We start from the raw sequence: 21,649 nt of genomic DNA, 5'->3' as shown, positions 1-21,649 counted from the left end.
CGTGACCGTCCTCGATATTCAGTGGATTCGCGACGATGCCACCCTGGAGCGCAAGTGCCAGGATTGGAAAGAATTGCCCTACCTCGCGCTCGATACCGAGTTCATGCGTGTCGATACCTTCTACCCGTTGGCCGGCCTGGTGCAGGTGGGCGATGGAACCGGCGTGTGGCTGATCGACCCGCTGCTGATCCGCGACTGGTCGCCGTTCGCCGCGCTGCTCGAGTCGCCGCTGGTGGTGAAGGTGTTCCATGCCTGCGGCGAAGACCTGGAGGTCTTCCAGCGCCTGACCGGGAGCCTGCCGCAACCGCTGTTCGATACCCAGCTGGCCGCCGCCTACCTGGGCATGCCGCACTCCATGGGGTATTCCAAGCTGGTGCTGGAAATCCTCGGCCTCGACCTGCCCAAGGACGAGACGCGCTCCGACTGGCTGCAGCGTCCGCTGACCGACATGCAGGTGCGCTACGCCGCCGAAGACGTGCAGCACCTGGCCGAGGTCTACGTGAAGCTGGCGCCACGCCTGAGCGACGAGAAACTGCAGTGGCTGCTCGCCGACGGCGCGGACCTGGTGAGCAACCAGACCCGCGTCAGCGACCCGCAGCAGGCCTACCAGGACGTCAAGCTGGCCTGGAAGCTCAATCCCCAGCAACTCTCCGTATTGCGTGAGCTCTGCGTCTGGCGGGAAGAGCAGGCACGTCTGCGCAACCAGCCGCGCAACCGCGTCCTGCGCGAACACACCCTGTGGCCCCTGGCGCGTTTCCAGCCGGCCGACAAGGTCGCGCTGGCGCGGATCGACGACATGCACCCGCGCACCGTGCGCCAGGATGGCGACACCCTCATCGCGCTGATCGCCCACGCGGCGAAACTGCCCGAGGCCGACCGCCCGGAAACCCTCCCCGAGCCACTGCCGCGCGAAGTCACGCCGGTGCTGAAGATGCTGCGCGAAGTCGGCCAGAAAGAGGCCGAGCGCCTGGGCATGGCGCCCGAGCTGATGCTGCGCAAGAAAATCCTCGAAGCACTGCTCAAGACTGGCTGGCCGAACGGCCCCTACCAACTGCCCGAATCGCTACAGGGCTGGCGCCGCGAGCTGATGGGCCAGGCACTGCTGGACAGCCTCGCTGCTCCCACCTCCGAATAACGCGGAAGAACCGACATGAAACGCATCTGCTCCATCTATAAAAGTCCGCGCAAGAACGAGATGTACCTGTACGTCGACAAGCGCGAAGCCCTGAGCCGCGTACCCGAGGCGCTGCTCACCGTGTTCGGCGCGCCGCAGCACACCTTCGACCTGGTCCTGAGCCCGGAGCGCCAACTGGCCCGGGAGGACATCAACGTCGTGCTGGAGAACATCGAGAAGCAGGGTTTCCACCTGCAGATGCCGCCAGCGGAGGAGGAGTACATCGAGCACCTGCCCGAGGAGCTGCTGCGCAGGAACGATCCTGTCTGACCAACGATTTCGACCGTACATCCCTCGAGCCGCGTCTTTGCCCAGTGCTGGCACTGTGCAAGTGCGCGGCTTGAGCGCATGATGCGCGGACGTAAAGGGTTCAACGGAGCGGAACGCTTGGTCTCCGGCTGTGTCTATAGCGGCCTGACTTCCCCCGAACTGATGCCGATTTCAATGGGAAGCCCTCTTGAAGCGAGTCCAGATGCGCCAACCGGAAATGCTCCACCGATCACTGCGAAAGGCTTGAGCCATGCGCCTTCTCGTACTCGATCGTGAACACGCTCTCTACGCCGCCCTGCTCATGGCGGCCGAACCTCGTTTGACGGTGATTTCCGGCAACAACCCGGACAACCTGCTCGAAGCCGCGGCCGAATGCCCGGTCTGGCTCGGTGAGCCCGACCTCGCCGCACGCCTGCTGCGCCAGGGTGTGCACCCGGTGTGGATCCAGTCGAGCTGGGCGGGCATCACCCCGTTGCTGGCCGACGACCTGCCCAAGGACTATGCGTTGACCCGCGCGGTCGGCATCTTCGGCCAGGTCATGACTGAATATGTGCTGACCTACATGCTTGCCCACGAGCGGCAGATGCTTGGCCGCCTGGCCAGCCAGGTTGGCGTGCAGTGGGACGACCGCGTGCCCGGCAGCCTGAGTGGCCGCCAGGTGCTGATCGTCGGCACCGGCGAGATCGGCCAGGCCGTGGCGCACATGCTGGCGCCTTTCGGCGTTGACCTGGTCGGTGTGGCGAAGCATCCGCGCGCGCTGGTGCCTTTCGGCCGCATGGGCGGAATGGACGACCTGCCGCGTCTGGCCGAGACCGCCGACTATGTGATCAACCTGCTGCCCGACACGGCGGATACCCAGGACATCTACAACCTGGCGCTGTTCCAGCGTATGAAGCCTACCGCGCTGTTCCTCAACGCCGGGCGCGGCACGTCGGTGGTGGACGAGGATCTGGTTGCCGCGCTGGAAGCCAACCAACTGGCCGGTGCGGTGATCGATGTCTGCCGCCAGGAGCCGCTACCGCCGCAGCATCCGTTCTGGCACACACCGCGCCTGCTGCTGACCGGGCATACCGCTGCGCCGACGCTGCCGAGCCTGTTGATCGATCTGTTCCGCGACAACCTCACCCGCTTCTGGGCCGGGCAGGCGATGCGCGGCGAAGTGGATTTCTCCCGCGGTTACTGATCGCTGTCGCATCCATGAAAAAGGCCCCAATCGGGGCCTTTTCCTTTTGGCTTTTCGTAGGAGCGAGGGGACGCCCAGTCCTCGCTCCTATAAAGGGCGTCAGAGCGAGAAATCGCCCTCGGCCACGATCTCCGCCAGCGGACGGCGGGCGTTCGGGACTTCGCGGGCCTGCAGGCTCTCGGAGAGGATCGACTTGTCGCCCAACTTGCCAATGGCGATCACCGCGTGGATTTCGTGGTCCGCCGGGACTTTCAGCTCAGTGCGCGCCAATTCGCGGTCGAAGCCGGCCATGCCATGGGTGTGCCAGCCGGCCAGGCTCGCCTGCAGGGCGAGGAAGCCCCAGGCGGAACCGGTGTCGAAGCTGTGCCACAGCGCCGGCTTCTCTTCGGTGGAGCCGGGCGGGGCGAAGGTGGTCTTCGACAGCACGACCACCAGCGCCGAGGCGTGCTGCGCCCAGCCGCGGTTGAACTCGCCCAGCAGGTTCAGGTAACGCTGCCAGTTCGGCGTGTCGCGCAGGGCGAAGAGGAAGCGCCAGGGCTGCGAGTTGAAGGAGGAGGGCGCCCAGCGCGCGGCCTCGATGAAGCTCAGCAGGGTCTCCTGGGGAATGGCTTCGCCGTTGAAGGCGCGGGGCGACCAGCGATTGATGAACTGCGGGTCGATGGGGTGCTCGGAAACGCGGGGGTTGGCGCTCATGGTGGTTCCTTGAATGGCGTGGAATCTGCCGATGGTGCCGTGGTCGGCCGGGCATCGCGGTGGGAACGGGCGGCGCGGCGGCGGAAGGCGGCTGGCGGGTCGCGCGACAGGTGCGAAACGTGTGGCGGACCGGGCCCGTGGGTCGGTCAAACTACCCAGCGCAGCCCGCCCTGGCAAGCGCTTCGCGGTCAATGGTCGCCTGCACTTGGCCTTACAGCCCGTGGGGCTTAGACTTTGCGCCCCGTGAAATTGCCCCTGTACAAAAAATGGCCGCCAAAGTCGAACCCTTCTGGAAACGCAAGACCCTCGACCAGCTCGATCAGGAGGAGTGGGAGTCGCTGTGCGACGGCTGCGGCCTGTGCTGCCTGCAGAAGCTGGAGGACGAGGACGACGGTGCCGTCTACTACACGCGCATCGCCTGCAAGCTGCTGGACCTGAAGACCTGCCGTTGCACCGACTACGCCAACCGCCGCGCCAGTGTGCCCGACTGCATCCAGCTCACCCCTGCCCAGGCCGATGAATTCCAGTGGCTGCCGCCGACCTGTGGCTACCGCCTGGTGTCCGAGGGCAAGGATCTGCCGCTTTGGCACCACCTGGTCTGCGGTGATCCGGACGCCGTGCACCACGAGCGTATCTCGCAATCGGGGCGCATGCTCAGCGAGAACTCGGTGGCCGAGGATGACTGGGAAGAACACCTGATCTTCCGCGCCGGCTGATTCCACCCCGTAGCAGCGGCATGGCATGCTGCGCGTCTTCCTGCCGGAGCCGCGCCATGCCCAGCCTCGAAAGCCTCAGCCTGTTTTTCATCGCGACCCTCGCACTCAACCTCACCCCCGGCCCGGACATGCTCTACGTGGCCTCGCGTTCGGCCGCCCAGGGCACGGCGGCCGGTCTGATGTCGACCCTCGGGATCGGCGCCGGCTGTGTGGTGCACATGCTGGCCGCGGCCTTCGGCCTGTCGGCGCTGCTGATGATGTCCAGCGTGGCCTTCGGCGTGCTCAAGTGGCTGGGGGCGCTCTACCTGATCTGGCTCGGCGTGCAACTGATCCGTGGCGCCTGGCGCGAACAGAGACGCGCCGAGCTCGAACCGGCGCGCCTGAGTCGGGTGTTTCTGCAGGGCATGATGGTCAACGTGTTCAACCCGAAGGTAGCGCTGTTCTTCCTCGCCTTCCTGCCGCAGTTCGTTCCTGCCGGCAGCCCGGACTTCGTGCTGCAGATTCTTTGCCTCGGCCTGCTGTTCAACCTCGGCGGATGCCTGGTAAATGCCGTGGTCTCGGTGATCGCCGGGCGCGTCGGCAACCGCGTGGGCAGCAACCCGATGTGGCGGCGCTGGCAGCAGACCGCCTCGGGCGGGTTGATCGTCGCCATGGGCGTCGGCCTGGCTTTCAGCAGCCGCCGCTGAGGGATGTTCAGGTTGGCGTGCGCAGCCAGTAGCAGGCTTCCTCGCCGGACAGGGGCGCTTCCTCGTCCGGCAATTCCACGCGCTTTTGCCATAGCGGGAACCAGCGCTCGTCTTTCTCGTCGTCGATGGTCGCCGGTCGCACCTGGGTGCGGAAGCGCCGTTCACAGGCGCCCCATTGCACGAAGTTGACCTGCGCCTCGATCAGGCTGACGGCGTTGGCGCCGCCGCGCGCGTCGGGGAAGCACAGCTGCAGGTGATCGTCTTCCCAGAAGCAGATCTCGCAGATTTCGTACGACCCCGGAGGGTCGCCGAAACTGAAGTAGCCGCAGCAGGGGCAGGTGTAGAGCATCAGGCGTTGCCTTCGATGCCCAGCACCTTGAACAGGAAGGCGTACTCCAGCGCCACGTCCTTCAACCCCTGGTAGCGTCCGCTCATGCCGCCGTGGCCGGCGCCCAGGTCGGTCTTGAGCAGCAGCAGGCGGTCATCGGTCTTGCTGACGCGCAGCTTGGCGACCCACTTGGCGGCCTCCCAGTACTGCACGCGGCTGTCGTTGTAGCCGGCCACCACCAGCAGGGCGGGGTAGTCCTGGGCGCTGACGTTCTCGTAGGGCGCATAGGCCTTGATCCGCGCGTAGACCTCCGGTTCCTGCGGGTTGCCCCACTCGTCGTACTCGGTGACGGTCAGCGGCAGGTCCGGATTGAGCATGCTGTTGAGCACATCGACGAAGGGCACTTCGGCAATGGCGGCGGCGAACAGCTGCGGGCGCTGGTTGAGCACAGCGCCAATCAACAGGCCGCCAGCGCTGCCGCCGCTGATGGCGAGCTGGGCCGGCGTGCTGTAGCCGTGGGCCAGCAAGTGCTCGGCGCAGGCGATGAAGTCGCCGAAGGTGTTCTGCTTGTGTTCCAGCTTGCCGGCGCGGTACCAGGCTTCGCCCAGCTCGCCGCCGCCGCGCACGTGGGCGATGGCGAAGACGAAACCGCGTTCCAGCAGGCTCAGGCGGGCGTGGGAGAACCAGGGGTCAAGGCTCTCGCCGTAGGCGCCATAGCCATAGAGATAGAGCGGCGCCGGCTCGCCACGGGCGATGCTTTCCAGCACGTCGCGGCGGCCGACCAGGCTGATCGGCACCTGCACGTCGTCGGCGGCATCGGCCCACAGGCGCCGGCTTTCATAGGCGTCGGCGTCGAACGGCCCTTCCACCGGGGTTTCCTTCAGCACCTTCTGTTCGCCGCTCGAAAGCTCCAGCTGGCGGACTTGCGCCGGACGGTTGAGCGCTTCGTAGCGCAGGCGGATCACCGGGCTGTCGAACTCCAGGCTGTCCTGCACGTAGAGGTTGTAGGCGGCGTCCGGCAGGTCGACGCGATGCGCCGGCTGCCCGTGCGGATGCACCTCGACGATGGGCAGGCCGCCTTCGCGCAGGCTCAGGGTCAGGGCGCTGGCGTTGAGGGTGACGCCTTCGAACATCACGTCATCGCGGTGGGCGATCAGCTCCCGCCAGTGCGCTCGGGTCGGTTGTGCCTCGCTGGCGTGGAACAGGGCGAAGTTGATGCCGGTCTGGTTGCTGCGAATCAGCCAGGCCCACTGGTCATTCAGGCGACCATGGTCCGGGTAGTATTCGTGGCCTTCCTCGCGCGGGGCCAGGCAGACGAATTCGCCGTCCGGCGTATCGGCATCCAGCACCCAGGCTTCGCTGGTGGTCTTGCTGTTGAGCAGCAGCACCAACTGACGTTCGGAACTGGCACGGTAGCAATGCAGGAAGAAGCGCCCGTCGCTTTCCTCGAAAATCTGCTCCGCGCCGCTGTCACCCAGGCGATGGCGATACAGCTTGTGCGGCCGGTGGGTCTCGTCCAGCTCGCCGAAGAACAGGGTGCGGTTGTCGTTGGCCCAGGTCAGGCTGCCATCGCAATCCTCAAAGGGCAGGGCGGTGACGCTGCCGTCAGCCAGTTCCTTCACGTAGAGGGTGTAAATCTCGTCGCCGCTGGTATCCAGGCTGTAGGCCAGCTTCGAGTGGTCAGGGCTGATGCTGAACGCGCCAACGGAGAGGAATCCATCACCCGCCAGGGCGTTGGGGTCCAGCAGCAATTGCTCGGCGCTTTCGTCCACGGTCAGTGAACCATCCGCCGGACGCGGGCTGCGGTAGTGACGGGCGTATTCGTCGCCGGCCGTGGTGCGCTGGTAGTAGAGCCATGGCCCCCAGGGCGTGGGGAGCGAGAGATCGGTCTCGCGGATGCGGCCCTTGATCTCCTGGAACAGCGTTTCGCGCAGGGCTGCCTGAGGAAGAAGCTGATCTTCCAGGTAGGCATTTTCCGCTTTCAGGTAGTCCAGAACGTCATCGGCATCGCGATTTTCCAGCCAGGAATAAGGATCGGCGGCGGCCTCGCGGCGGGCGATGGGGGGCTGGCGGTCGGTCATGGCGATTCCTCGGCGGCGGCATGGATGACGCTCGGCTGCGCACCCATGGGTAAAAGCAGCTATCATACGCACCCCTCTGTCGACACCGCACGTACGCACGCGCATGAACGAACACGATTACATGCTTGCCTGGGGCGCCTATATTGCCGCCGGCCTCGGCCTGACCCTGGTCTGGTTCCTGATGACCGGCTGGATGTGGCGCTGGCTGCGCGAACCGCTACGGGTGATCGTGGTCGTCCTGTTGTTCACCCCCACCCCGGTGGACCCGGCGAACAACCTGTATGCCCCGGCGATTGCCATCACCGCGCTGGACGTCGTGTTCAAGGTCGGCAACAACGCCTGGCGCGCGGTTTCCGATCTCGCGCTGGTACTACTCGCGGCCTTCGGCCTGTACCTGCTGTTCGTGCTGATCCGCTGGCCGCTGGAGCGCTCCATCAGGAAGCGCCGCCAGGAAAAGGTCGACGAAGACGAGCCGACCCTGCGCCAACTGATGCAGCCGGAACTGATGCCGGGCGTCGACAGCCGCACGGACGACCACGGCGAACGCCGCATGCGGATCGAGCCGCGCCTGTAGCTCGCGCCTTGCGTCCTGCCCCGCACGCGTCCAGCATGAACTGAACGACCTCTTCAGGAGTTCCCATGGACTGCGTGTTCTGCGCCATCGCGGCCGGTCGCGTGCCGGCCCATACCCTCTACGAAGACGACCATTTCATCGTGCTGCTGGACATCTACCCGCTGCGCCCCGCGCACCTGCTGCTGGTGGCCCGCGAGCACGCGGCCTTCCTGCACCAGCTTCCGGAAGCGGCCCAGCAGGGCCTGATTCCGCTGGCCGAGCGCATGGAGCGTGTGCAACGCCGCGCCGGTTACGGCCGGGTTGGCATCAATCTGCTGGTCAACGACGGCCCGGCCGCCAACCAGCACGTTTCACATTTTCATCTGCACCTGATCCCGCGTGAGCTGAATGACCTGCCGGCCTTGCTGCTGCGCGCGCTCACGCGTTTCCTGCCATTGGGGCGGGCCAGGATGCAGAATCGCCTGGAACGCGAGCTGCATCAGCTGCGCGAGGCACTGATGGAGGAGAACTGATTCATGTGCGAGTTGCTCGGCATGAGCGCCAACGTCCCGACGGATATCGTCTTCAGCTTCACCGGGCTGATGCAGCGCGGCGGCGGCACCGGCCCGCACCGTGATGGCTGGGGCATCGCCTTCTACGAAGGGCGCGGTGTGCGGCTGTTCCAGGATCCGTCGGCGAGCGTCGACTCGGAGGTGGCGCGGCTGGTGCAGCGCTACCCGATCAAGAGCGAGGCGGTGATCGGCCATATTCGCCAGGCCAACGTCGGCAAGGTCTGCCTGGCCAACACCCACCCGTTCGTGCGCGAAATGGGCGGACGCTACTGGACCTTCGCGCACAATGGCCAGCTGGCCGGCTTCAACCCGACACCGGGAATGTACCGGCCGGTAGGCGATACCGACAGCGAGGCTGCCTTCTGCGACCTGCTCAATCGGGTGCGCCGCGCCTTCCCCGAGCCGGTGCCGGTGGAAGTGCTGCTGCCGACGCTGGTAACGGCGTGCGCCTCCTACCGCGAGAGCGGTGTGTTCAACTGCCTGCTCAGCGACGGCGACTGGCTGTTCACCTTCTGCAGCACCAAACTGGCCTGGATCACTCGCCGCGCGCCGTTCGGGCCGGCGCGGCTGAAGGATGCCGACCTGCAGGTGGACTTCCAGTCCGAAACCACGCCCAACGACGTGGTGACGGTGATCGCTACCGAGCCGCTGACCGACAACGAGAACTGGACCCTGATGCAGGGCGGCGAATGGATGCTCTGGTGGCGCGGCGAAATCGTCACCCAGGGGCGCATCTGACCGGGACGTGAGGCAGTCCCGGAACCGACGGGGCGCGATGGGCGAGAATCGCCGCTGCCTTGCCCAAGAGCACGCTGATCATAAGAACAAGGGGGAAACATGCTGCGCAGTTACATTCGCATGGTGCTGTTCGCACTGGGACTGATGGTCGCGGTCCAGGTGCCGGGCTTCATCAAGGACTACGCACAGCGCGTCGACGCCCATCGCATCGAGGCGACCCAGGCGCTGCAGGGCTTCAAGGGCACCTCTGGGGAGTTCTTCCAGGGCGACCTCAATGCCCTGGTGGCGCATTACCGTGGTAGCGCCGATCCGGTGTTCCAGCGCGACGCCGACAACATCGAGCGCCTGATGCGCCGCGCCCAGCTGTTCGAGAACGAATGGCAGGCCCTGCAGGGCAACTGGTACCAGCGCGCCTTGCACATGGTGACGGCGCCGAACCACGAGTTGCTGCAGGAGACCTACGCGAACTACCGCTACCAGGTGGTGCTGGAGCCCGAGGCCATTGGCTGGGCGCTGGCCGGCGGCCTGGTGCTGGCGTGGATCGCCGAGGTCCTGATGGCATCGGTGGCCGCGCTGGTCGGCCTGGGCGACAACCGTCGCGCTTCGCGCCGGCATTGGAACTGATAGCGGACGGCTTCCTGTAGGAGCGAGGTCCGCTACCGCGCCAGCGCTTCCTCCGGCGACTCGTGCCGGCGGTAGGGGAACACGTCGATCACCTTCCCGGCGCGAATCTGCTCCTGCAGGCTCTTCCAGTAATCCGCGTCGAACAGGTTGCCGTGCAGCTTGGCGAATTGCCGGCGCAACTTCAGGTCGACGAACAGGAAGCGCGGGAACTCCTCCGGGAACACGTCCATCGGCCCCACCGAATACCAGGGCTCCGAAGACATCTCATCCTCCTCGTAACGCGCCGGCGGGATGTGGCGGAAGTTCACCTCGGTCAGGTAGCTGATCTCGTCGTAGTCGTAGAACACCACGCGGCCGTGGCGGGTGACGCCGAAGTTTTTCAGCAGCATGTCGCCGGGAAAGATATTCGCGGCCGCCAGCTGCTTGATCGCCAACCCATAGTCCTTCAGTGCTTCCTCCACCTGGGCCTCGGTGGCGTGTTCCAGATAGATGTTCAGCGGGGTCATCCGGCGCTCGGTCCAGCAGTGGCGGATCAGCACCACGTCGCCCTCCAGCACCACGGTGGATGGCGCCACGTCCAGCAGCTCGGCCAGGCAGTCGGGGTCGAACTTGCTCACCGGGAAGCGGAAGTCGGCGAACTGCTGGGTATCGGCCAGGCGCCCCACGCGGTCGTGGTTCTTCACCAGTTGGTACTTCTGGATCACAGTGGCGTGGTCGACGTTCTTGGCCGGGTTGAAGTTGTCCTTGATGATCTTGAACACGGTGTTGAAGCCCGGCAGCGTGAACACGCTCATCACCATGCCGCGCACGCCGGGGGCCATGACGAAACGGTCGTCGGTGGTCGCCAGGTGGTTGATCAGCGCGCGGTAGAACTCGCTCTTGCCCTGCTTGTAGAAGCCGATGGAGGTATACAGCTCGGCGATGTGCTTGCCCGGCAGCAGGCGTTTGAGGAAGGCCACCATCTCCGCCGGCACCGGCGCATCCACCATGAAGTAGGAGCGGGTGAAGGAGAAGATGATCGAGACCTCCGCTTCGTCGGTGATCACCGTGTCGAACTGGATGCCGCGCCCCTCGTGGTGCACCAGCGGAAACACCAGCGGCCATTGTTCTTCGGGAGTGAACAGGCGGCCCACCAGATAAGCGCCCTTGTTGCGGTAGAACACCGAGCCGATCAGCTCGATGGTCAGGGTCGGGTCCTTGCACACCCAGTCCGGCAGGTTGGCGTGCAGCAGGTGGTCCATGCGCTCCAGGTCACGCTCGCGGTCGTCGTAGTCCACGGCGAAGCGGTAGTCGTCGAAGATGCTTTCCAGCGCCTGGCGCAGCTTTCCGCCGGGGCGGTAGATGCGCGTGTGCGGGTCGCGGGAATGAGCGCGCAGCGACGGGCGGGTGGTGTGCACGAACATCGTGCCGTCGCTGATGTTGTCATGGCTGAACAGGCCGCAGAAGATCGAGTTGAACCAGGTTTCCGCCAGTTCGTCGTCAAGCCGCGGGTCGATCAGGGTGATGTAGGCGCTCTTGGCGATGGGCCAGCGTTCGACATCCACCAGGTCGATATGCGCCATGGCCTCGGTGAGGCGGCCGACGGTCTCGGCGACCTTTTCCTCGTACAGGTTGATGCGCTCGGCCGAGGCTTGCTGGGCATCCTGCCAGAGCGCCTGCTCGAAGCGCGCGGGCGCCCCGGCGGTGATCTGGTGGAAACGTGCGCGGTAGTCGTCGAAGCCTTCGAGGATCAGGGTCGCGATCTCGGTCGCCGGCCAGTGCTGAGCCATGGGAGCGCCTCTGCAGAGTTCGTGTGCAGCGAGCTTAGCCATGGGCAAGGGCGAGGGAAAGGGCGAATTCTCCGGGTAATCCTGCAGCTTTATTGCGTATCCCACGTATGCTGGTCGGCCTGTTCTTTCCGGCAAGGAGCCGACAAACGATGGACACCATTCGCATCGAACGTTGCACGGAGCAGCACATCAACGCTCTCGCGGCCCTCTACAACGACCCAGCCGTCGCCCGCCAGTTGCTGCAGATGCCGCACCAGGCGCCGGACCTGTGGCGCAAGCGGCTGGTACTGGATGACGAACGCCGGATCACCCTGATGGCGATGCACCAGGACCAGGTGGTTGGCAGCGCCAGTCTCGAACAGTACCCGCGCGTGCGCCGTGGCCATTGCGGCAGCATCGGCATGGGCGTGGCAACGGCCTGGCAGGGGCGTGGAATCGGCACGCGGCTGCTGGCCGAGCTGATGGAGGTTGCCGACAACTGGATGGGCTTGCGTCGCGTCGAGTTGACCGTCTTCTCCGACAACCAGCCAGCCATCGCGCTGTATCAGAAGTTCGGCTTCGAGGTGGAAGGGCACCTGCGCGAGTTTGCCCTGCGTGATGGCGTTTACGCCGATGTGTTGAGCATGGCGCGCCTGCGCAAAAGCTGACGGTGGACTTTGAAAGTCAGCTGTGGATGGATGTGATTTCCCACCAGCGTAGGCTGGTGGCTTACCTGCCCTGGAGCTGTTCGCGATGAATCCCGCTGCTCTGCTGAACCTGCTCGCCCTGGCCGCCATCTGGGGCGCCAGCTTCCTTTTCATGCGCCAACTGGTGCCCGCCATCGGGGTGATGCCAACGGCGTTCTTCCGAGTATTCCTGTCGGCCGCCGGGCTGGTGGTGATTCTGCTGGTGTTGCGTACGCGCTGGGATTTTCGCGGCAAGCTCAAGCGCATCCTGATCATCGGTGTGATCAGCTCCGGCATTCCCGTGCTGATGTACAGCCTGGCGGCGCAGACACTGCCGGCGGGCTATTCGGCGATCTTCAACGCCACCACGCCGCTGATGGGCGTACTGATCGGCTCGCTGTTCTTTGGCGAGGCGCTGACCGGGGCCAAGGGGCTCGGCGTACTGCTCGGGCTGGCGGGCGTGGCGGTGCTGACCCGTGCCGGCCCGGTGCCGTTCGACGCCGCGCTGCTGTGGGGGGCCGCTGCCTGCCTGGTGGCCACCACCTGCTACGGCTTCGCCGGTTTCATTACCAAGCGCTGGATCAACGACCAGGGCGGACTGGACTTCGGCGTCTCGGCGCTGGGCAGCCAGACCGGCGCGACCCTGTGCCTGCTGCCGTTCTTCCTCGGCACTAGCCTGGACATGCCGCTGGCGCCGCTGGCTGAGCCGAAGATCCTGCTGGCGCTGGCCGGGCTGGGTTTTCTCTGCACGTCCTTCGCCTATGTCCTGTACTTCCGTCTGCTGGCCAGCATCGGCCCGCTGAAGACCATGACGGTGACTTTCCTCATTCCGCCGTTCGGCGTGCTCTGGGGTGTCCTGTTGCTGGACGAGTCGTTGTCCTGGGCGCACCTGCAGGGCGGCGTGCTGATCGCCGTGGCGCTGTGGCTGGTGCTGCGGCCGGCGCCGGTGGCGAAGGTGGAAGCGGCGGGGTGATTGATTGGATAGGGGAAGAGGGCTGATACCCTGGCGCAGTGGGCTCCCCTCACCCTAACCCTCTCCCTGGGGGAGAGGGGACTGTCCTCGGCATCCGGCGAGCGTCGAGTCTTCCTCAGACTCCAAGCGGCCCCCTCTCCCTCTGGGAGAGGGCGGGGGTGAGGGGGCGTCCGGATGATGGAGCATCAGTTATCAGCGACTTCCCTTGTCTTTGCAGCAGGCACCGGAGCCGCCTGGCGAAATACTAGCATCAACCCCACCACGATCAGCCCCATCCCCAGCAGGCCGAGGGCTGACAGGCGATTGCCAAACACCAGGTAGTCCATCAGCGCCGTGACCGCCGGCACCAGGTAGAACAGGCTGGTGACGTTGACCAGGTTGCCCGCCGCGATCATCCGGTACAGCAGCACGGTGGCCAGCACCGAGACCATCAGTCCCATCCACAGCGCGCTGAGAATGAACGCCGCATTCCATTCCACGTGCAGCGGCTGGAAGGGCGCCACGGCGAGGCACAGCACCAGCCCGGCGATGTACTGCAGGGGCAGGGTGCCCAGCGGGTTCTCGCGGATGTTCTTCTGCAGGATCGAGCCACCGGTGATCGACAGCAGCGCCAGCAGGCAGCAAGCCAGCCCGGCGAAGGTCAGGCCGGACAGCCCGATGCTCTGGTAGACCACCATCACCAGCCCGATCAGGCCGAGTGCCAGGCCACCCAGGCGTGATGCGGAGTGCCGGCGTTCCAGCAGGAAACTGGTGAGCATCGGTTGTACGCCGAGCACGGTGGCGATCACGCCGGGGGTGACGTGCAGGTCCAGCGCCATCAGGTAGAAGATCGGGTAGATACCCAGCATCACCAGGCCGGTGAGCACGGCGTAGCGTACTTGCTTGCGCTCGCGTGGCCAGCGCAGGCCGATCATCGGCGAGAGGATCAGCAGCGCCACCAGTGCGGTGCTGAAGCGGGCGATGAGGAAGACCATCGGCGAAGCGTGGGCCAGGCCCCATTTGCTGATGATGGCGGCGCTGCTCCACAGCAGCACGAAGAGGGAAGTGCTGGCCAGGGCGGCCAGGGAAGAACGAGTGAACGAAATCATGCAATGCACCTGTCGTCAGGCAGATCACGACCAGCCTTCGAGTGGCCGGCACAGGCCGTGGTCGCGTCAGAGGAACGCGGGAAACCAGGCGGTGGAAAACGCGTGAGGCGTCAGAAGCTCACGCCGGGTGGCGGGTAGGCCGCACCGGGAGGCGGAGGCGACGCGACAGCGACGACAGGAGGGTAGGTCGCGCCCATACCCGCGCCGCGTGCCGGAGAGGCTGCAGCGAGGATTGCCGGGACGGGCAACGGGTAATGGGACATGGAAGGCAAACCTGTTCAGTGGGGCAGCGAGGGCTGCGTGTGCTGACTATAGCGGGCGTTGCGCGGTGAGGCGAGCCTGCTCACGAGTCCGGCGGCAATCTGCGATTCCTGCGACAGAAACGACAACGCGCACAGGCTGCACGTGTGCTGGCGCTTTTCGTAGGGGCGTTCGACCCCTGCATCGCTCATGGGAGCGGGCTCCGTCTGCGAAATCCGGCCCGGTGCTATCGGCAGAAACGACAACGCGCGGCCGGGGCCGCGCGTTGTCAGGCAAGGGTGACGCTTACTTGCCGGTCTTGATGGTGTTCCAGGTGCGGGTGCGCACGCGGTCGATCTTCATCGGCATGGATTCGAGGGCGAACAGCTTGGCCATCTTGTCCTGCGGCGGGTAGATCGCCGGGTCAGCCTTGATCGCCTTGTCCACCAGCGGGTCGGCAGCCAGGTTGCCGTTGGCGTAGTGCACGTAGTTGGTGACGTTGGCCATGACTTCCGGACGCAGCAGGTAGTTCATGAAGGCGTAGGCGGCTTTCTCATCCGGCGCGTCGTTCGGCATGGCGATCATGTCGAACCACAGCGGCGAGCCTTCCTTCGGGGTGGAGTAGTGGATTTCCACGCCGTTCTTGGCTTCCTTGGCGCGGGTGGCGGCCTGCAGGATGTCGCCGGAGAAACCGACGGCCACGCAGATCTCACCGTTGGCCAGGTCGCTGACGTACTTGGAGGAGTGGAAGTAGCGGATGTACGGACGCACCTTGAGCAGCGCTTCCTCGGCCTTCTTGTAGTCATCCAGCTTCTGGCTGTGATGCGGCAGGCCCAGGTAGTTCAGGGTGATCGGCAGCAGTTCCGGACCGTTGTCCAGCACCGCGACACCGCACTTGGCCAGCTTTTCCATGTACTCGGGCTTGAAGAAGATGTCCCAGGAATCGATCGGCGCGTTGTCGCCGAGGACTTCCTTGATCTTCGCCGGGTTGTAGCCGATGCCGGTGGTGCCCCACAGGTAGGGGAAGCCGTGCTCGTTGCCCGGGTCGTTCACTTCCAGCGCCTTCATCAGCACCGGGTTGAGGTTCTTCCAGTTCGGCAGCTGGCTCTTGTCCAGCTTCTTCAGCGCGCCGGCCTGGATCTGCTTGGCCATGAAGTGGTTCGACGGCACCACGATGTCGTAACCGGATTTGCCGGTCATCAGCTTGCCATCGAGGGTCTCGTTGCTGTCGTAGACGTCGTAGGTCGCCTGGATGCCGGTTTCCTTGGTGAAGGTCGGCACGGTGTCCGGGGCGATGTAGTCGGACCAGTTATAGATCTTCACGCTGTCGGCCTGGGCGGCGCCGGCGGCCATCGTGAGCGAGAGTGCGAGGGTGGAGAGCAACGGGGCGGAAATTTTCATTCTTGTGTTCCTGACAACGGTGCGGAAAACCCGGCCATCCCCTAGAGATGGGCGACGCTGTGTCGCGGGGCTGGGCAAGAATTAACCATTTTGCCGGAACATGGCGAGGGGCCACGGCTGCCTGCGGGTCCGCAGACAGCGCACATGACCTGGGCCGCACTCGATCGGAACGGCCGGTAGGAAACCGCCCCGGAGCGGGGCGGATGAAGCCTTACTGGACCAGTTCCTGGTCCTCGAACAGGCCGTCGAACAGCATGCTGGAGAGGTAGCGTTCGCCCGAATCCGGCAGCACGACCACGATGGTCTTGCCCTGCATGTTGGGCTCTTCGGCGAGCTTCACCGCGGCGGCCATGGCGGCGCCGCTGGAGATGCCGCAGAGGATGCCTTCTTCCTGCATCAGGCGCAGGGCCATGCTCTTGGCGTCCTCGTCGGCGATGGTGGCGACGCGGTCGACCAGGGACAGGTCGAGGTTCTTCGGCACGAAGCCGGCGCCGATGCCCTGGATCTTGTGCGGGCTGGGTTTGACTTCCTCGCCGGCCAGGGTCTGGCTGATCACCGGTGAGCTGACCGGCTCCACGGCGACCGAGAGGATCGGCTTGCCCTTGGTGTTCTTGATGTAGCGCGAAACGCCGGTGATGGTGCCGCCGGTGCCGACGCCGGCCACCAGCACGTCCACCGCGCCATCGGTGTCGTTCCAGATTTCCGGGCCGGTGGTCTTCTCGTGGATCGCCGGGTTGGCCGGATTGTCGAACTGCGCCGGCATGAAGTATTTCGCCGGGTCGCTGGCGAGGATTTCCTCAGCCTTGGCGATGGCGCCCTTCATGCCCTTGGCCGGCTCGGTCAGCACCAGCTCGGCACCCAGGGCCTTGAGCACCTTGCGGCGTTCCAGGCTCATCGAGGCGGGCATGGTCAGGATCATCTTGTAGCCGCGCGCGGCGGCGACGAAGGCCAGGCCGATGCCGGTGTTGCCGGAGGTCGGCTCGACGATGGTCATGCCCGACTTCAGGCGGCCGCTGGATTCGGCGTCCCAGATCATGTTGGCGCCGATCCGGCACTTGACCGAGTAACCCGGATTGCGGCCTTCAATCTTGGCCAGGATGGTGACGCCGCGCGGGGCGATGCGGTTGATCTGGACCAGCGGCGTATTGCCGATGGACTGCGCGTTGTCGGCGTAGATGCGGCTCATGATGCGTTCCTTAGGTTGGAGCTGTGCAGACCCAGCAGCCTATGCCCGGCGGGCGTTCGCGTCCAGTCGGGGCGCCCGGCTCAGTCGGGCTGCGCGTCGCTGAAGATGGCCTCGATGGGCAGGCCGAAGGCGCGGGCTATACGAAAGGCCAGCGGCAGGCTGGGGTCGAACTTGCCACTCTCGATGGCGATCACGCTCTGCCGCGAAACCCCCAGTCGCGTGGCGAGGTCCTGCTGGCTCCAGCCGTGCTCGGCGCGCAGTTCCTTGAGGCGATTGTGCATGACCTGTCCTCAGGCGAAGCGGCGTCGCAGTAGCCCCACGGCCACGCCGTAGGCCGCCCAGAACAGCGGGAAGGCAAGGATCACCGGGAAGCGCGGCCAGGCGGCGTATTGCTCCAGAAAGCCCCAGGCGCTGAACAGCCCGACCACCACGCCGCCGGCCAGCATCGCCGCGCGGGACAGGAGGAAACGCAGGAATTCGTCCGGCTCGCTGCGCAGGTAGCGGTCGAACACATAGAGCATCGCCAGCAGCGGCAATGCCGGAGAGGCGGCGGCCAGGACGCGCAGGGCATACGGCAGCTTCTGCAGGTCCAGACCCCAGCTGATCAGCGCCACCAGCGCGGAGTAAATGAACATGAGGGCGGCGCAGGACAGGGTGTAGCGGCGCAGGGCGGGATTCATCGCGGTCTCCTTTTGATGTAAAGCGAACTTAACATCGGGAATTCTGCGATGTAAAGTAAACTTGTCATCGGCAGGCCATTTGCGATCAGTCACCCCCTGACCCGCCATTCAATGACTGAATGCCGCGTCTGCGTTCACACTCGCCTTGGGTGCGCGGTATAGTCGCAGTTTGTCCGACCATTCGCCTGGCCCGGCAGAACGCCCGGCCCGCTATCGTTCGAGGATTCACCGATGAAGTTCGAAGGCACCCAGTCCTACGTCGCCACCGACGACCTCAAGCTGGCGGTCAATGCCGCCATCACCCTGCAGCGCCCGCTGCTGGTGAAAGGCGAGCCGGGCACCGGCAAGACCATGCTCGCCGAGCAGCTGGCGGAGTCCTTCGGCGCCAAGCTGATCACCTGGCACATCAAGTCCACCACCAAGGCCCACCAGGGCCTCTACGAGTACGACGCGGTCAGCCGCCTGCGCGACTCGCAGCTGGGCGTGGACAAGGTCCACGACGTGCGCAACTACATCAAGAAGGGCAAGCTCTGGGAGGCCTTCGAGGCCGAAGAGCGGGTGATCCTGCTGATCGACGAGATCGACAAGGCCGACATCGAGTTCCCCAACGACCTGTTGCAGGAACTCGACAAGATGGAGTTCTACGTTTACGAGACCAACGAGACCATCAAGGCCAAGCAGCGCCCGATCATCATCATCACCTCCAACAACGAGAAGGAGTTGCCGGACGCCTTCCTGCGCCGTTGCTTCTTCCACTACATCGCCTTCCCTGATCGCGAGACCCTGCAGAAGATCGTCGATGTGCACTACCCGAAGATCAGCGGCACGCTGGTCAGCGAGGCGCTGGACATCTTCTTCGACGTGCGCAAGGTTCCGGGCCTGAAGAAGAAGCCCTCCACCTCCGAACTGGTGGACTGGCTGAAACTGCTGATGGCCGACAACATCGGCGAAGCCGTGCTGCGCGAACGCGACCCCACCAAGGCCATCCCGCCGCTGGCTGGTGCCCTGGTGAAGAACGAGCAGGACGTACAGCTTCTCGAACGCCTCGCGTTCATGAGCCGCCGCGCCAGCCGCTGACGCTCTGGCTTTTCCCCCTCTCCCTCCGGGAGAGGGCAGGGGTGAGGGCATGGCTGCCGTGTCGTGCTTCCCCCTCACCCTAACCCTCTCCCAGGGGGGAGAGGGGACTGTCCGATTTTCTGTGAGGGCATTTCCATGCTGCTCAACCTGTTCAACGAAATGCGCGCGGCCAAGGTGCCGGTGTCGGTGCGCGAGCTGCTCGACCTGATCGATGCGCTCAAGCACCGCGTCGTGTTCGCCGACATGGACGAGTTCTACTACCTCGCCCGCACCATCATGGTGAAGGACGAGCGCCATTTCGATAAGTTCGACCGGGCCTTCGGCGCCTACTTCAAGGGCCTGGAAAAGCTCGACGACCACCTCAAGGCCCTGATCCCCGAGGAATGGCTGCGCAAGGAGTTCGAGCGCCTGCTGACCGACGAGGAGCGCGCGCAGATCCAGTCCCTCGGTGGCCTGGACAAGCTCATCGAGGAGTTCAAGAAGCGCCTCGAAGAGCAGAAGGAACGCCACGCTGGCGGCAACAAGTGGATCGGTACCGGCGGCACCAGCCCGTTCGGCTCCGGTGGCTTCAACCCCGAGGGCATCCGCGTCGGCGACGCCGGCAAGCGCCAGGGCAAGGCCGCCAAGGTCTGGGACCAGCGCGAGTACAAGAACCTCGACGACCAGGTCGAACTGGGCACGCGCAACATCAAGATCGCCCTGCGCCGCCTGCGCAAGTTCGCCCGCGAGGGCGCGGCGGAAGAGCTGGATATCGACGGCACCATCGACCACACCGCGAAGGACGCCGGCCTGCTCAATATCCAGATGCGTCCCGAGCGCCGCAACACCGTGAAGCTCCTGCTGCTGCTGGATATCGGCGGGTCGATGGACGCTCACGTGAAGGTCTGCGAGGAACTGTTCTCGGCCTGCAAGACCGAGTTCAAGCACCTCGAATACTTCTACTTCCACAACTTCATCTACGAGTCGGTGTGGAAGAACAACCTGCGTCGCTCCAGCGAACGCACCGCCACCTTCGACCTGCTGCACAAGTACGGGCCGGACTACAAGGTGGTATTCGTCGGCGACGCCGCCATGGCGCCCTACGAGATCACCCAGGCCGGCGGCAGCGTCGAGCACTGGAACGAGGAGGCCGGCTACGTGTGGATGCAGCGCTTCATGGAGAAGTACAAGAAGCTCATCTGGATCAACCCGTACCCGAAGGATACCTGGAACTACACCGCCTCCACCGGCCTCGTGCGCGAGCTGGTGAAGGAGCAGATGTTCCCGCTGACCCTGAGCGGCCTGGAAGAGGGCATGCGCTTCCTCTCTCGTGGTTGAGCTCTGCCGCGGTTGAGCACCGGGACGGTGCGCACGCACCGTTCCGATGTCCGCAAAGGTAACCCCGTGGCGGAGGCTCGAAACCTCCGCTTTGTGTCTGAGGCCCCGTAAGATGGGGATCGATCCGGCCATGCTGGGTGGCCGGCACGCAACTTGCCTGCTTCTGACCTGCGCCTGTCGCGGTAACACCTGGCGGCGCGCCGTAGCGTCTACGATGGGCATCGAATGAATCCTCTGACCTTCTCCCGCTCCACCTGGCTCAACTCCCTGCACATGACCTCGCTGACCGTCGCGTTGATGGAGTCGGAGGGGCATAGCCGCGAATCCATCCTCGAGGGCAGCGGGATCACCGGCGACGATCTGCTCGACCTGCGCCGGCTGGTCAGCCCCTGGCAGGAGCAGCAGGTCTTCACCAACGTCCAGACACTCGCCGGCGAGCCCGCGCTGGGCCTGCGCCTGGGCGTGCGCACGCGGATCACCGCCTATGGCCTGCTCGGTTACGCACTGATTTCCGCGCCGACCCTGGGCGAAGCGTTGCGCATCGGCCTGAGTTACCCGGTGCTGCTGGGCACCTACTTCCATCTCGCGCTGGAAGTGGAGGGTGACATGGCCTGGCTGGTCGCCACCGGCTACGGCGAGGAAGAGGACATGCGCCCGTTCAACACCGAGCTGTGCCTGGGCTCGCTGAAGGTGGCCTGCGCCGACCTGCTCGGCCAGCCGCTGCCGCTGGTGCGCGCGGAGTTCGACTACGAGGGCCCGGCTGATCGCTGCGCCGCCTACGCCACCCTGTTCGGTTGCCAGCTGGAGTTCGACCGCACGCGCAGCGCCATCGGCTTCCCCGCGAGCTGGCTCGATATGCGGTTGCCACTCGCCGACGCCGTGACCCATCGCGAGATGCTCGAACAGTGCCGCCGCCAGAATATCGACCTGGCTGCCCGCCGCGCCTGGCTGGACAAGGTCCGCGCGATCCTCGGCGAACGCCTGCAGGAGCCGCCGGGCCTGGAAGAACTGGCGCGGCGCCTGAACTGCTCCTCGCGCAGTCTGCGCCGCCACCTGCAACAACAGCAGACCAGCTACCAGCAACTGCTGGACGAACTGCGCTTCGCCCGCGCCAAGGAACTGCTGCAGGACGGCGACATGCCGATCTACCGCATCGCCGAGGAGCTCGGCTTCAGCGAAACCGCCAGCCTGCGCCACGCCTTCCAGCGCTGGAGCGGCCAGCCGCCGAGCCACTTCCGTGCATAAACGCCGCGCCTGAAATCCGTGCAAAGCTGCCGTAGATCAAGGAGCAGGCCAGTCCGACAGGCATAGCCTTCAGGAATCCCACAAGGAAATTCCCGAGGGCCTGACCATGGCCAAGAAATTCCCGCTCAATCCACCGCACCCCGAACGCATCTGCTGGGGCTGCGACCGCTATTGCCCGGCCACGAACTTGGCCTGCGGCAACGGCGCGGACCGCACCATGCACCCGGCCGAGATGCTCGGCGATGACTGGTATCAGTTCGGTGACTGGGGTATCGAGGCGCCGGAGAAAATCGCCGCGCAGCTGGAGCCTTCCAGCTAACACGTACCCGCGCCCTTGCGGCGCCGGCCATGAAAAAGCGCGCATTCCCTCCCCGGAATGCGCGCTTTTTC

General features: G+C 65.2%; 24 protein-coding genes. 15 read left to right on the top strand and 9 right to left on the bottom strand.

The genetic code is table 11. From position 1 onward, the window contains the following. Position 1 precedes the first annotated feature (1 nt). The 3 genes from rnd to JVX91_RS25385 all read left to right on the top strand — a co-directional run bounded on the left by rnd (position 2) and on the right by JVX91_RS25385 (position 2,627). A complete protein-coding gene (gene rnd / locus JVX91_RS25395; RefSeq protein ID WP_205336822.1) occupies positions 2 to 1,135 on the top strand; it encodes a ribonuclease D in 1,134 nt (377 codons plus the stop codon). Between the two features lie 15 nt (positions 1,136 to 1,150). After that, entirely contained in the window at positions 1,151 to 1,444 is a 294-nt protein-coding gene (locus JVX91_RS25390) for a YcgL domain-containing protein (RefSeq protein WP_205336821.1), read from the top strand. 250 nt (positions 1,445 to 1,694) lie between these two features. Further along, positions 1,695 to 2,627, top strand: a complete 933-nt coding sequence (locus JVX91_RS25385; protein WP_205336820.1) for a D-2-hydroxyacid dehydrogenase — start codon at positions 1,695 to 1,697, stop codon at positions 2,625 to 2,627. A gap of 99 nt (positions 2,628 to 2,726) precedes the next feature. Here JVX91_RS25385 and JVX91_RS25380 read toward each other — a convergent pair whose 3' ends face one another. Continuing rightward, positions 2,727 to 3,320, bottom strand: coding sequence for a nitroreductase family protein (locus JVX91_RS25380; RefSeq protein ID WP_205336819.1), 594 nt, complete (start codon positions 3,318 to 3,320; stop codon positions 2,727 to 2,729). Between the two features lie 266 nt (positions 3,321 to 3,586). Here JVX91_RS25380 and JVX91_RS25375 point away from each other — a divergent pair, with 266 nt between their 5' ends. Beyond that, positions 3,587 to 4,036, top strand: coding sequence for a YcgN family cysteine cluster protein (locus JVX91_RS25375; protein WP_205336818.1), 450 nt, complete (start codon positions 3,587 to 3,589; stop codon positions 4,034 to 4,036). Positions 4,037 to 4,092: 56 nt separating this feature from the next. Beyond that, on the top strand, positions 4,093 to 4,722 hold the full coding sequence (locus tag JVX91_RS25370; RefSeq protein ID WP_205336817.1) for a LysE family translocator: 630 nt from the start codon (positions 4,093 to 4,095) through the stop codon (positions 4,720 to 4,722). A 7-nt stretch (positions 4,723 to 4,729) separates the two neighbouring features. On the opposite strand, the gene JVX91_RS25365 is transcribed toward JVX91_RS25370, so the two are convergent. Together JVX91_RS25365 and JVX91_RS25360 are read right to left on the bottom strand one after the other, a co-directional pair. Further along, positions 4,730 to 5,071 carry a CPCC family cysteine-rich protein gene (locus JVX91_RS25365; RefSeq protein WP_205336816.1) on the bottom strand — a complete coding sequence of 114 codons (342 nt, stop codon included), beginning with the start codon at positions 5,069 to 5,071 and terminating at the stop codon, positions 4,730 to 4,732. Then, on the bottom strand, positions 5,071 to 7,131 hold the full coding sequence (locus JVX91_RS25360; RefSeq protein WP_205336815.1) for a S9 family peptidase: 2,061 nt from the start codon (positions 7,129 to 7,131) through the stop codon (positions 5,071 to 5,073). The genes JVX91_RS25365 and JVX91_RS25360 overlap by 1 nt, the downstream gene beginning before the upstream one ends. A gap of 103 nt (positions 7,132 to 7,234) precedes the next feature. Between JVX91_RS25360 and JVX91_RS25355 the strand changes: the two genes are divergently transcribed. From JVX91_RS25355 to JVX91_RS25340, 4 genes are all read left to right on the top strand, one after another. Next, entirely contained in the window at positions 7,235 to 7,705 is a 471-nt protein-coding gene (locus JVX91_RS25355; RefSeq protein ID WP_205336814.1) for an MFS transporter, read from the top strand. Positions 7,706 to 7,770: 65 nt separating this feature from the next. Next, positions 7,771 to 8,217, top strand: coding sequence for an HIT family protein (locus JVX91_RS25350; protein WP_205336813.1), 447 nt, complete (start codon positions 7,771 to 7,773; stop codon positions 8,215 to 8,217). Positions 8,218 to 8,220: 3 nt separating this feature from the next. After that, a complete protein-coding gene (locus JVX91_RS25345; protein WP_205336812.1) occupies positions 8,221 to 8,994 on the top strand; it encodes a class II glutamine amidotransferase in 774 nt (257 codons plus the stop codon). Between the two features lie 99 nt (positions 8,995 to 9,093). Continuing rightward, positions 9,094 to 9,618 (top strand): DUF2937 family protein, encoded by a 525-nt coding sequence (locus JVX91_RS25340; RefSeq protein WP_205336811.1) that lies wholly within the window; start codon positions 9,094 to 9,096, stop codon positions 9,616 to 9,618. A 32-nt stretch (positions 9,619 to 9,650) separates the two neighbouring features. On the opposite strand, the gene aceK is transcribed toward JVX91_RS25340, so the two are convergent. Beyond that, entirely contained in the window at positions 9,651 to 11,387 is a 1,737-nt protein-coding gene (gene aceK, locus JVX91_RS25335; protein WP_205336810.1) for a bifunctional isocitrate dehydrogenase kinase/phosphatase, read from the bottom strand. 149 nt (positions 11,388 to 11,536) lie between these two features. Between aceK and JVX91_RS25330 the strand changes: the two genes are divergently transcribed. Both JVX91_RS25330 and JVX91_RS25325 read left to right on the top strand, forming a co-directional pair. Further along, positions 11,537 to 12,034, top strand: coding sequence for a GNAT family N-acetyltransferase (locus JVX91_RS25330; protein WP_205336809.1), 498 nt, complete (start codon positions 11,537 to 11,539; stop codon positions 12,032 to 12,034). Between the two features lie 85 nt (positions 12,035 to 12,119). Beyond that, entirely contained in the window at positions 12,120 to 13,025 is a 906-nt protein-coding gene (locus tag JVX91_RS25325) for a DMT family transporter (RefSeq protein WP_205336808.1), read from the top strand. Between the two features lie 185 nt (positions 13,026 to 13,210). Here the strand turns inward: JVX91_RS25325 and JVX91_RS25320 are convergent, their stop codons facing one another. The 5 genes from JVX91_RS25320 to JVX91_RS25300 form a co-directional block, all read right to left on the bottom strand. Continuing rightward, the gene (locus tag JVX91_RS25320) at positions 13,211 to 14,113 is read right to left on the bottom strand and encodes a DMT family transporter (protein ID WP_205336807.1); all 903 of its coding nucleotides are present in this window, start codon (positions 14,111 to 14,113) and stop codon (positions 13,211 to 13,213) included. Between the two features lie 546 nt (positions 14,114 to 14,659). Further along, positions 14,660 to 15,706 carry a polyamine ABC transporter substrate-binding protein gene (locus JVX91_RS25315; protein WP_240201795.1) on the bottom strand — a complete coding sequence of 349 codons (1,047 nt, stop codon included), beginning with the start codon at positions 15,704 to 15,706 and terminating at the stop codon, positions 14,660 to 14,662. 259 nt (positions 15,707 to 15,965) lie between these two features. After that, positions 15,966 to 16,940: a cysteine synthase A gene (cysK, locus tag JVX91_RS25310; RefSeq protein WP_205336805.1), complete on the bottom strand. Its 975-nt coding sequence runs from the start codon at positions 16,938 to 16,940 to the stop codon at positions 15,966 to 15,968. Between the two features lie 80 nt (positions 16,941 to 17,020). Next, on the bottom strand, positions 17,021 to 17,221 hold the full coding sequence (locus tag JVX91_RS25305; RefSeq protein ID WP_169940841.1) for a helix-turn-helix transcriptional regulator: 201 nt from the start codon (positions 17,219 to 17,221) through the stop codon (positions 17,021 to 17,023). Positions 17,222 to 17,230: 9 nt separating this feature from the next. Continuing rightward, positions 17,231 to 17,620 carry a hypothetical protein gene (locus JVX91_RS25300; protein WP_205336804.1) on the bottom strand — a complete coding sequence of 130 codons (390 nt, stop codon included), beginning with the start codon at positions 17,618 to 17,620 and terminating at the stop codon, positions 17,231 to 17,233. A gap of 231 nt (positions 17,621 to 17,851) precedes the next feature. Here JVX91_RS25300 and JVX91_RS25295 point away from each other — a divergent pair, with 231 nt between their 5' ends. From JVX91_RS25295 to JVX91_RS25280, 4 genes are all read left to right on the top strand, one after another. Next, the gene (locus JVX91_RS25295) at positions 17,852 to 18,697 is read left to right on the top strand and encodes a MoxR family ATPase (protein WP_151187902.1); all 846 of its coding nucleotides are present in this window, start codon (positions 17,852 to 17,854) and stop codon (positions 18,695 to 18,697) included. A gap of 135 nt (positions 18,698 to 18,832) precedes the next feature. Beyond that, positions 18,833 to 20,014 carry a VWA domain-containing protein gene (locus JVX91_RS25290; protein WP_015476361.1) on the top strand — a complete coding sequence of 394 codons (1,182 nt, stop codon included), beginning with the start codon at positions 18,833 to 18,835 and terminating at the stop codon, positions 20,012 to 20,014. A 225-nt stretch (positions 20,015 to 20,239) separates the two neighbouring features. Further along, positions 20,240 to 21,259 carry an AraC family transcriptional regulator gene (locus tag JVX91_RS25285; RefSeq protein ID WP_205336803.1) on the top strand — a complete coding sequence of 340 codons (1,020 nt, stop codon included), beginning with the start codon at positions 20,240 to 20,242 and terminating at the stop codon, positions 21,257 to 21,259. 106 nt (positions 21,260 to 21,365) lie between these two features. Next, positions 21,366 to 21,578 (top strand): DUF3079 domain-containing protein, encoded by a 213-nt coding sequence (locus tag JVX91_RS25280; protein WP_205336802.1) that lies wholly within the window; start codon positions 21,366 to 21,368, stop codon positions 21,576 to 21,578. Positions 21,579 to 21,649: the final 71 nt, after the last annotated feature.

This window comes from Pseudomonas sp. PDNC002 (assembly GCF_016919445.1).
Classification (GTDB): domain Bacteria; phylum Pseudomonadota; class Gammaproteobacteria; order Pseudomonadales; family Pseudomonadaceae; genus Pseudomonas.
The sequence above is the reverse complement of the archived record's forward strand: the minus strand, read 5'-3'. Positions and strand labels throughout refer to the sequence as shown.

Bases quoted from the DNA above. Each gene is read 5' to 3' on its own strand.
- JVX91_RS25370 (WP_205336817.1), top strand. From the start codon at position 4,093: ATGCCCAGCCTCGAAAGCCTCAGCCTGTTTTTCATCGCGACCCTCGCA.
- JVX91_RS25340 (WP_205336811.1), top strand. From the start codon at position 9,094: ATGCTGCGCAGTTACATTCGCATGGTGCTGTTCGCACTGGGACTGATG.
- JVX91_RS25295 (WP_151187902.1), top strand. From the start codon at position 17,852: ATGAAGTTCGAAGGCACCCAGTCCTACGTCGCCACCGACGACCTCAAG.
- aceK (WP_205336810.1), bottom strand. From the start codon at position 11,387: ATGGCTCAGCACTGGCCGGCGACCGAGATCGCGACCCTGATCCTCGAA.
- JVX91_RS25320 (WP_205336807.1), bottom strand. From the start codon at position 14,113: ATGATTTCGTTCACTCGTTCTTCCCTGGCCGCCCTGGCCAGCACTTCC.
- JVX91_RS25375 (WP_205336818.1), top strand. From the start codon at position 3,587: ATGGCCGCCAAAGTCGAACCCTTCTGGAAACGCAAGACCCTCGACCAG.
- JVX91_RS25360 (WP_205336815.1), bottom strand. From the start codon at position 7,131: ATGACCGACCGCCAGCCCCCCATCGCCCGCCGCGAGGCCGCCGCCGAT.
- cysK (WP_205336805.1), bottom strand. From the start codon at position 16,940: ATGAGCCGCATCTACGCCGACAACGCGCAGTCCATCGGCAATACGCCG.
- JVX91_RS25330 (WP_205336809.1), top strand. From the start codon at position 11,537: ATGGACACCATTCGCATCGAACGTTGCACGGAGCAGCACATCAACGCT.
- JVX91_RS25315 (WP_240201795.1), bottom strand. From the start codon at position 15,706: ATGGCCGCCGGCGCCGCCCAGGCCGACAGCGTGAAGATCTATAACTGG.
- JVX91_RS25300 (WP_205336804.1), bottom strand. From the start codon at position 17,620: ATGAATCCCGCCCTGCGCCGCTACACCCTGTCCTGCGCCGCCCTCATG.
- JVX91_RS25305 (WP_169940841.1), bottom strand. From the start codon at position 17,221: ATGCACAATCGCCTCAAGGAACTGCGCGCCGAGCACGGCTGGAGCCAG.
- JVX91_RS25355 (WP_205336814.1), top strand. From the start codon at position 7,235: ATGAACGAACACGATTACATGCTTGCCTGGGGCGCCTATATTGCCGCC.
- JVX91_RS25290 (WP_015476361.1), top strand. From the start codon at position 18,833: ATGCTGCTCAACCTGTTCAACGAAATGCGCGCGGCCAAGGTGCCGGTG.
- JVX91_RS25280 (WP_205336802.1), top strand. From the start codon at position 21,366: ATGGCCAAGAAATTCCCGCTCAATCCACCGCACCCCGAACGCATCTGC.
- JVX91_RS25365 (WP_205336816.1), bottom strand. From the start codon at position 5,071: ATGCTCTACACCTGCCCCTGCTGCGGCTACTTCAGTTTCGGCGACCCT.
- JVX91_RS25385 (WP_205336820.1), top strand. From the start codon at position 1,695: ATGCGCCTTCTCGTACTCGATCGTGAACACGCTCTCTACGCCGCCCTG.
- JVX91_RS25390 (WP_205336821.1), top strand. From the start codon at position 1,151: ATGAAACGCATCTGCTCCATCTATAAAAGTCCGCGCAAGAACGAGATG.
- JVX91_RS25285 (WP_205336803.1), top strand. From the start codon at position 20,240: ATGAATCCTCTGACCTTCTCCCGCTCCACCTGGCTCAACTCCCTGCAC.
- JVX91_RS25325 (WP_205336808.1), top strand. From the start codon at position 12,120: ATGAATCCCGCTGCTCTGCTGAACCTGCTCGCCCTGGCCGCCATCTGG.
- JVX91_RS25350 (WP_205336813.1), top strand. From the start codon at position 7,771: ATGGACTGCGTGTTCTGCGCCATCGCGGCCGGTCGCGTGCCGGCCCAT.
- JVX91_RS25380 (WP_205336819.1), bottom strand. From the start codon at position 3,320: ATGAGCGCCAACCCCCGCGTTTCCGAGCACCCCATCGACCCGCAGTTC.
- JVX91_RS25345 (WP_205336812.1), top strand. From the start codon at position 8,221: ATGTGCGAGTTGCTCGGCATGAGCGCCAACGTCCCGACGGATATCGTC.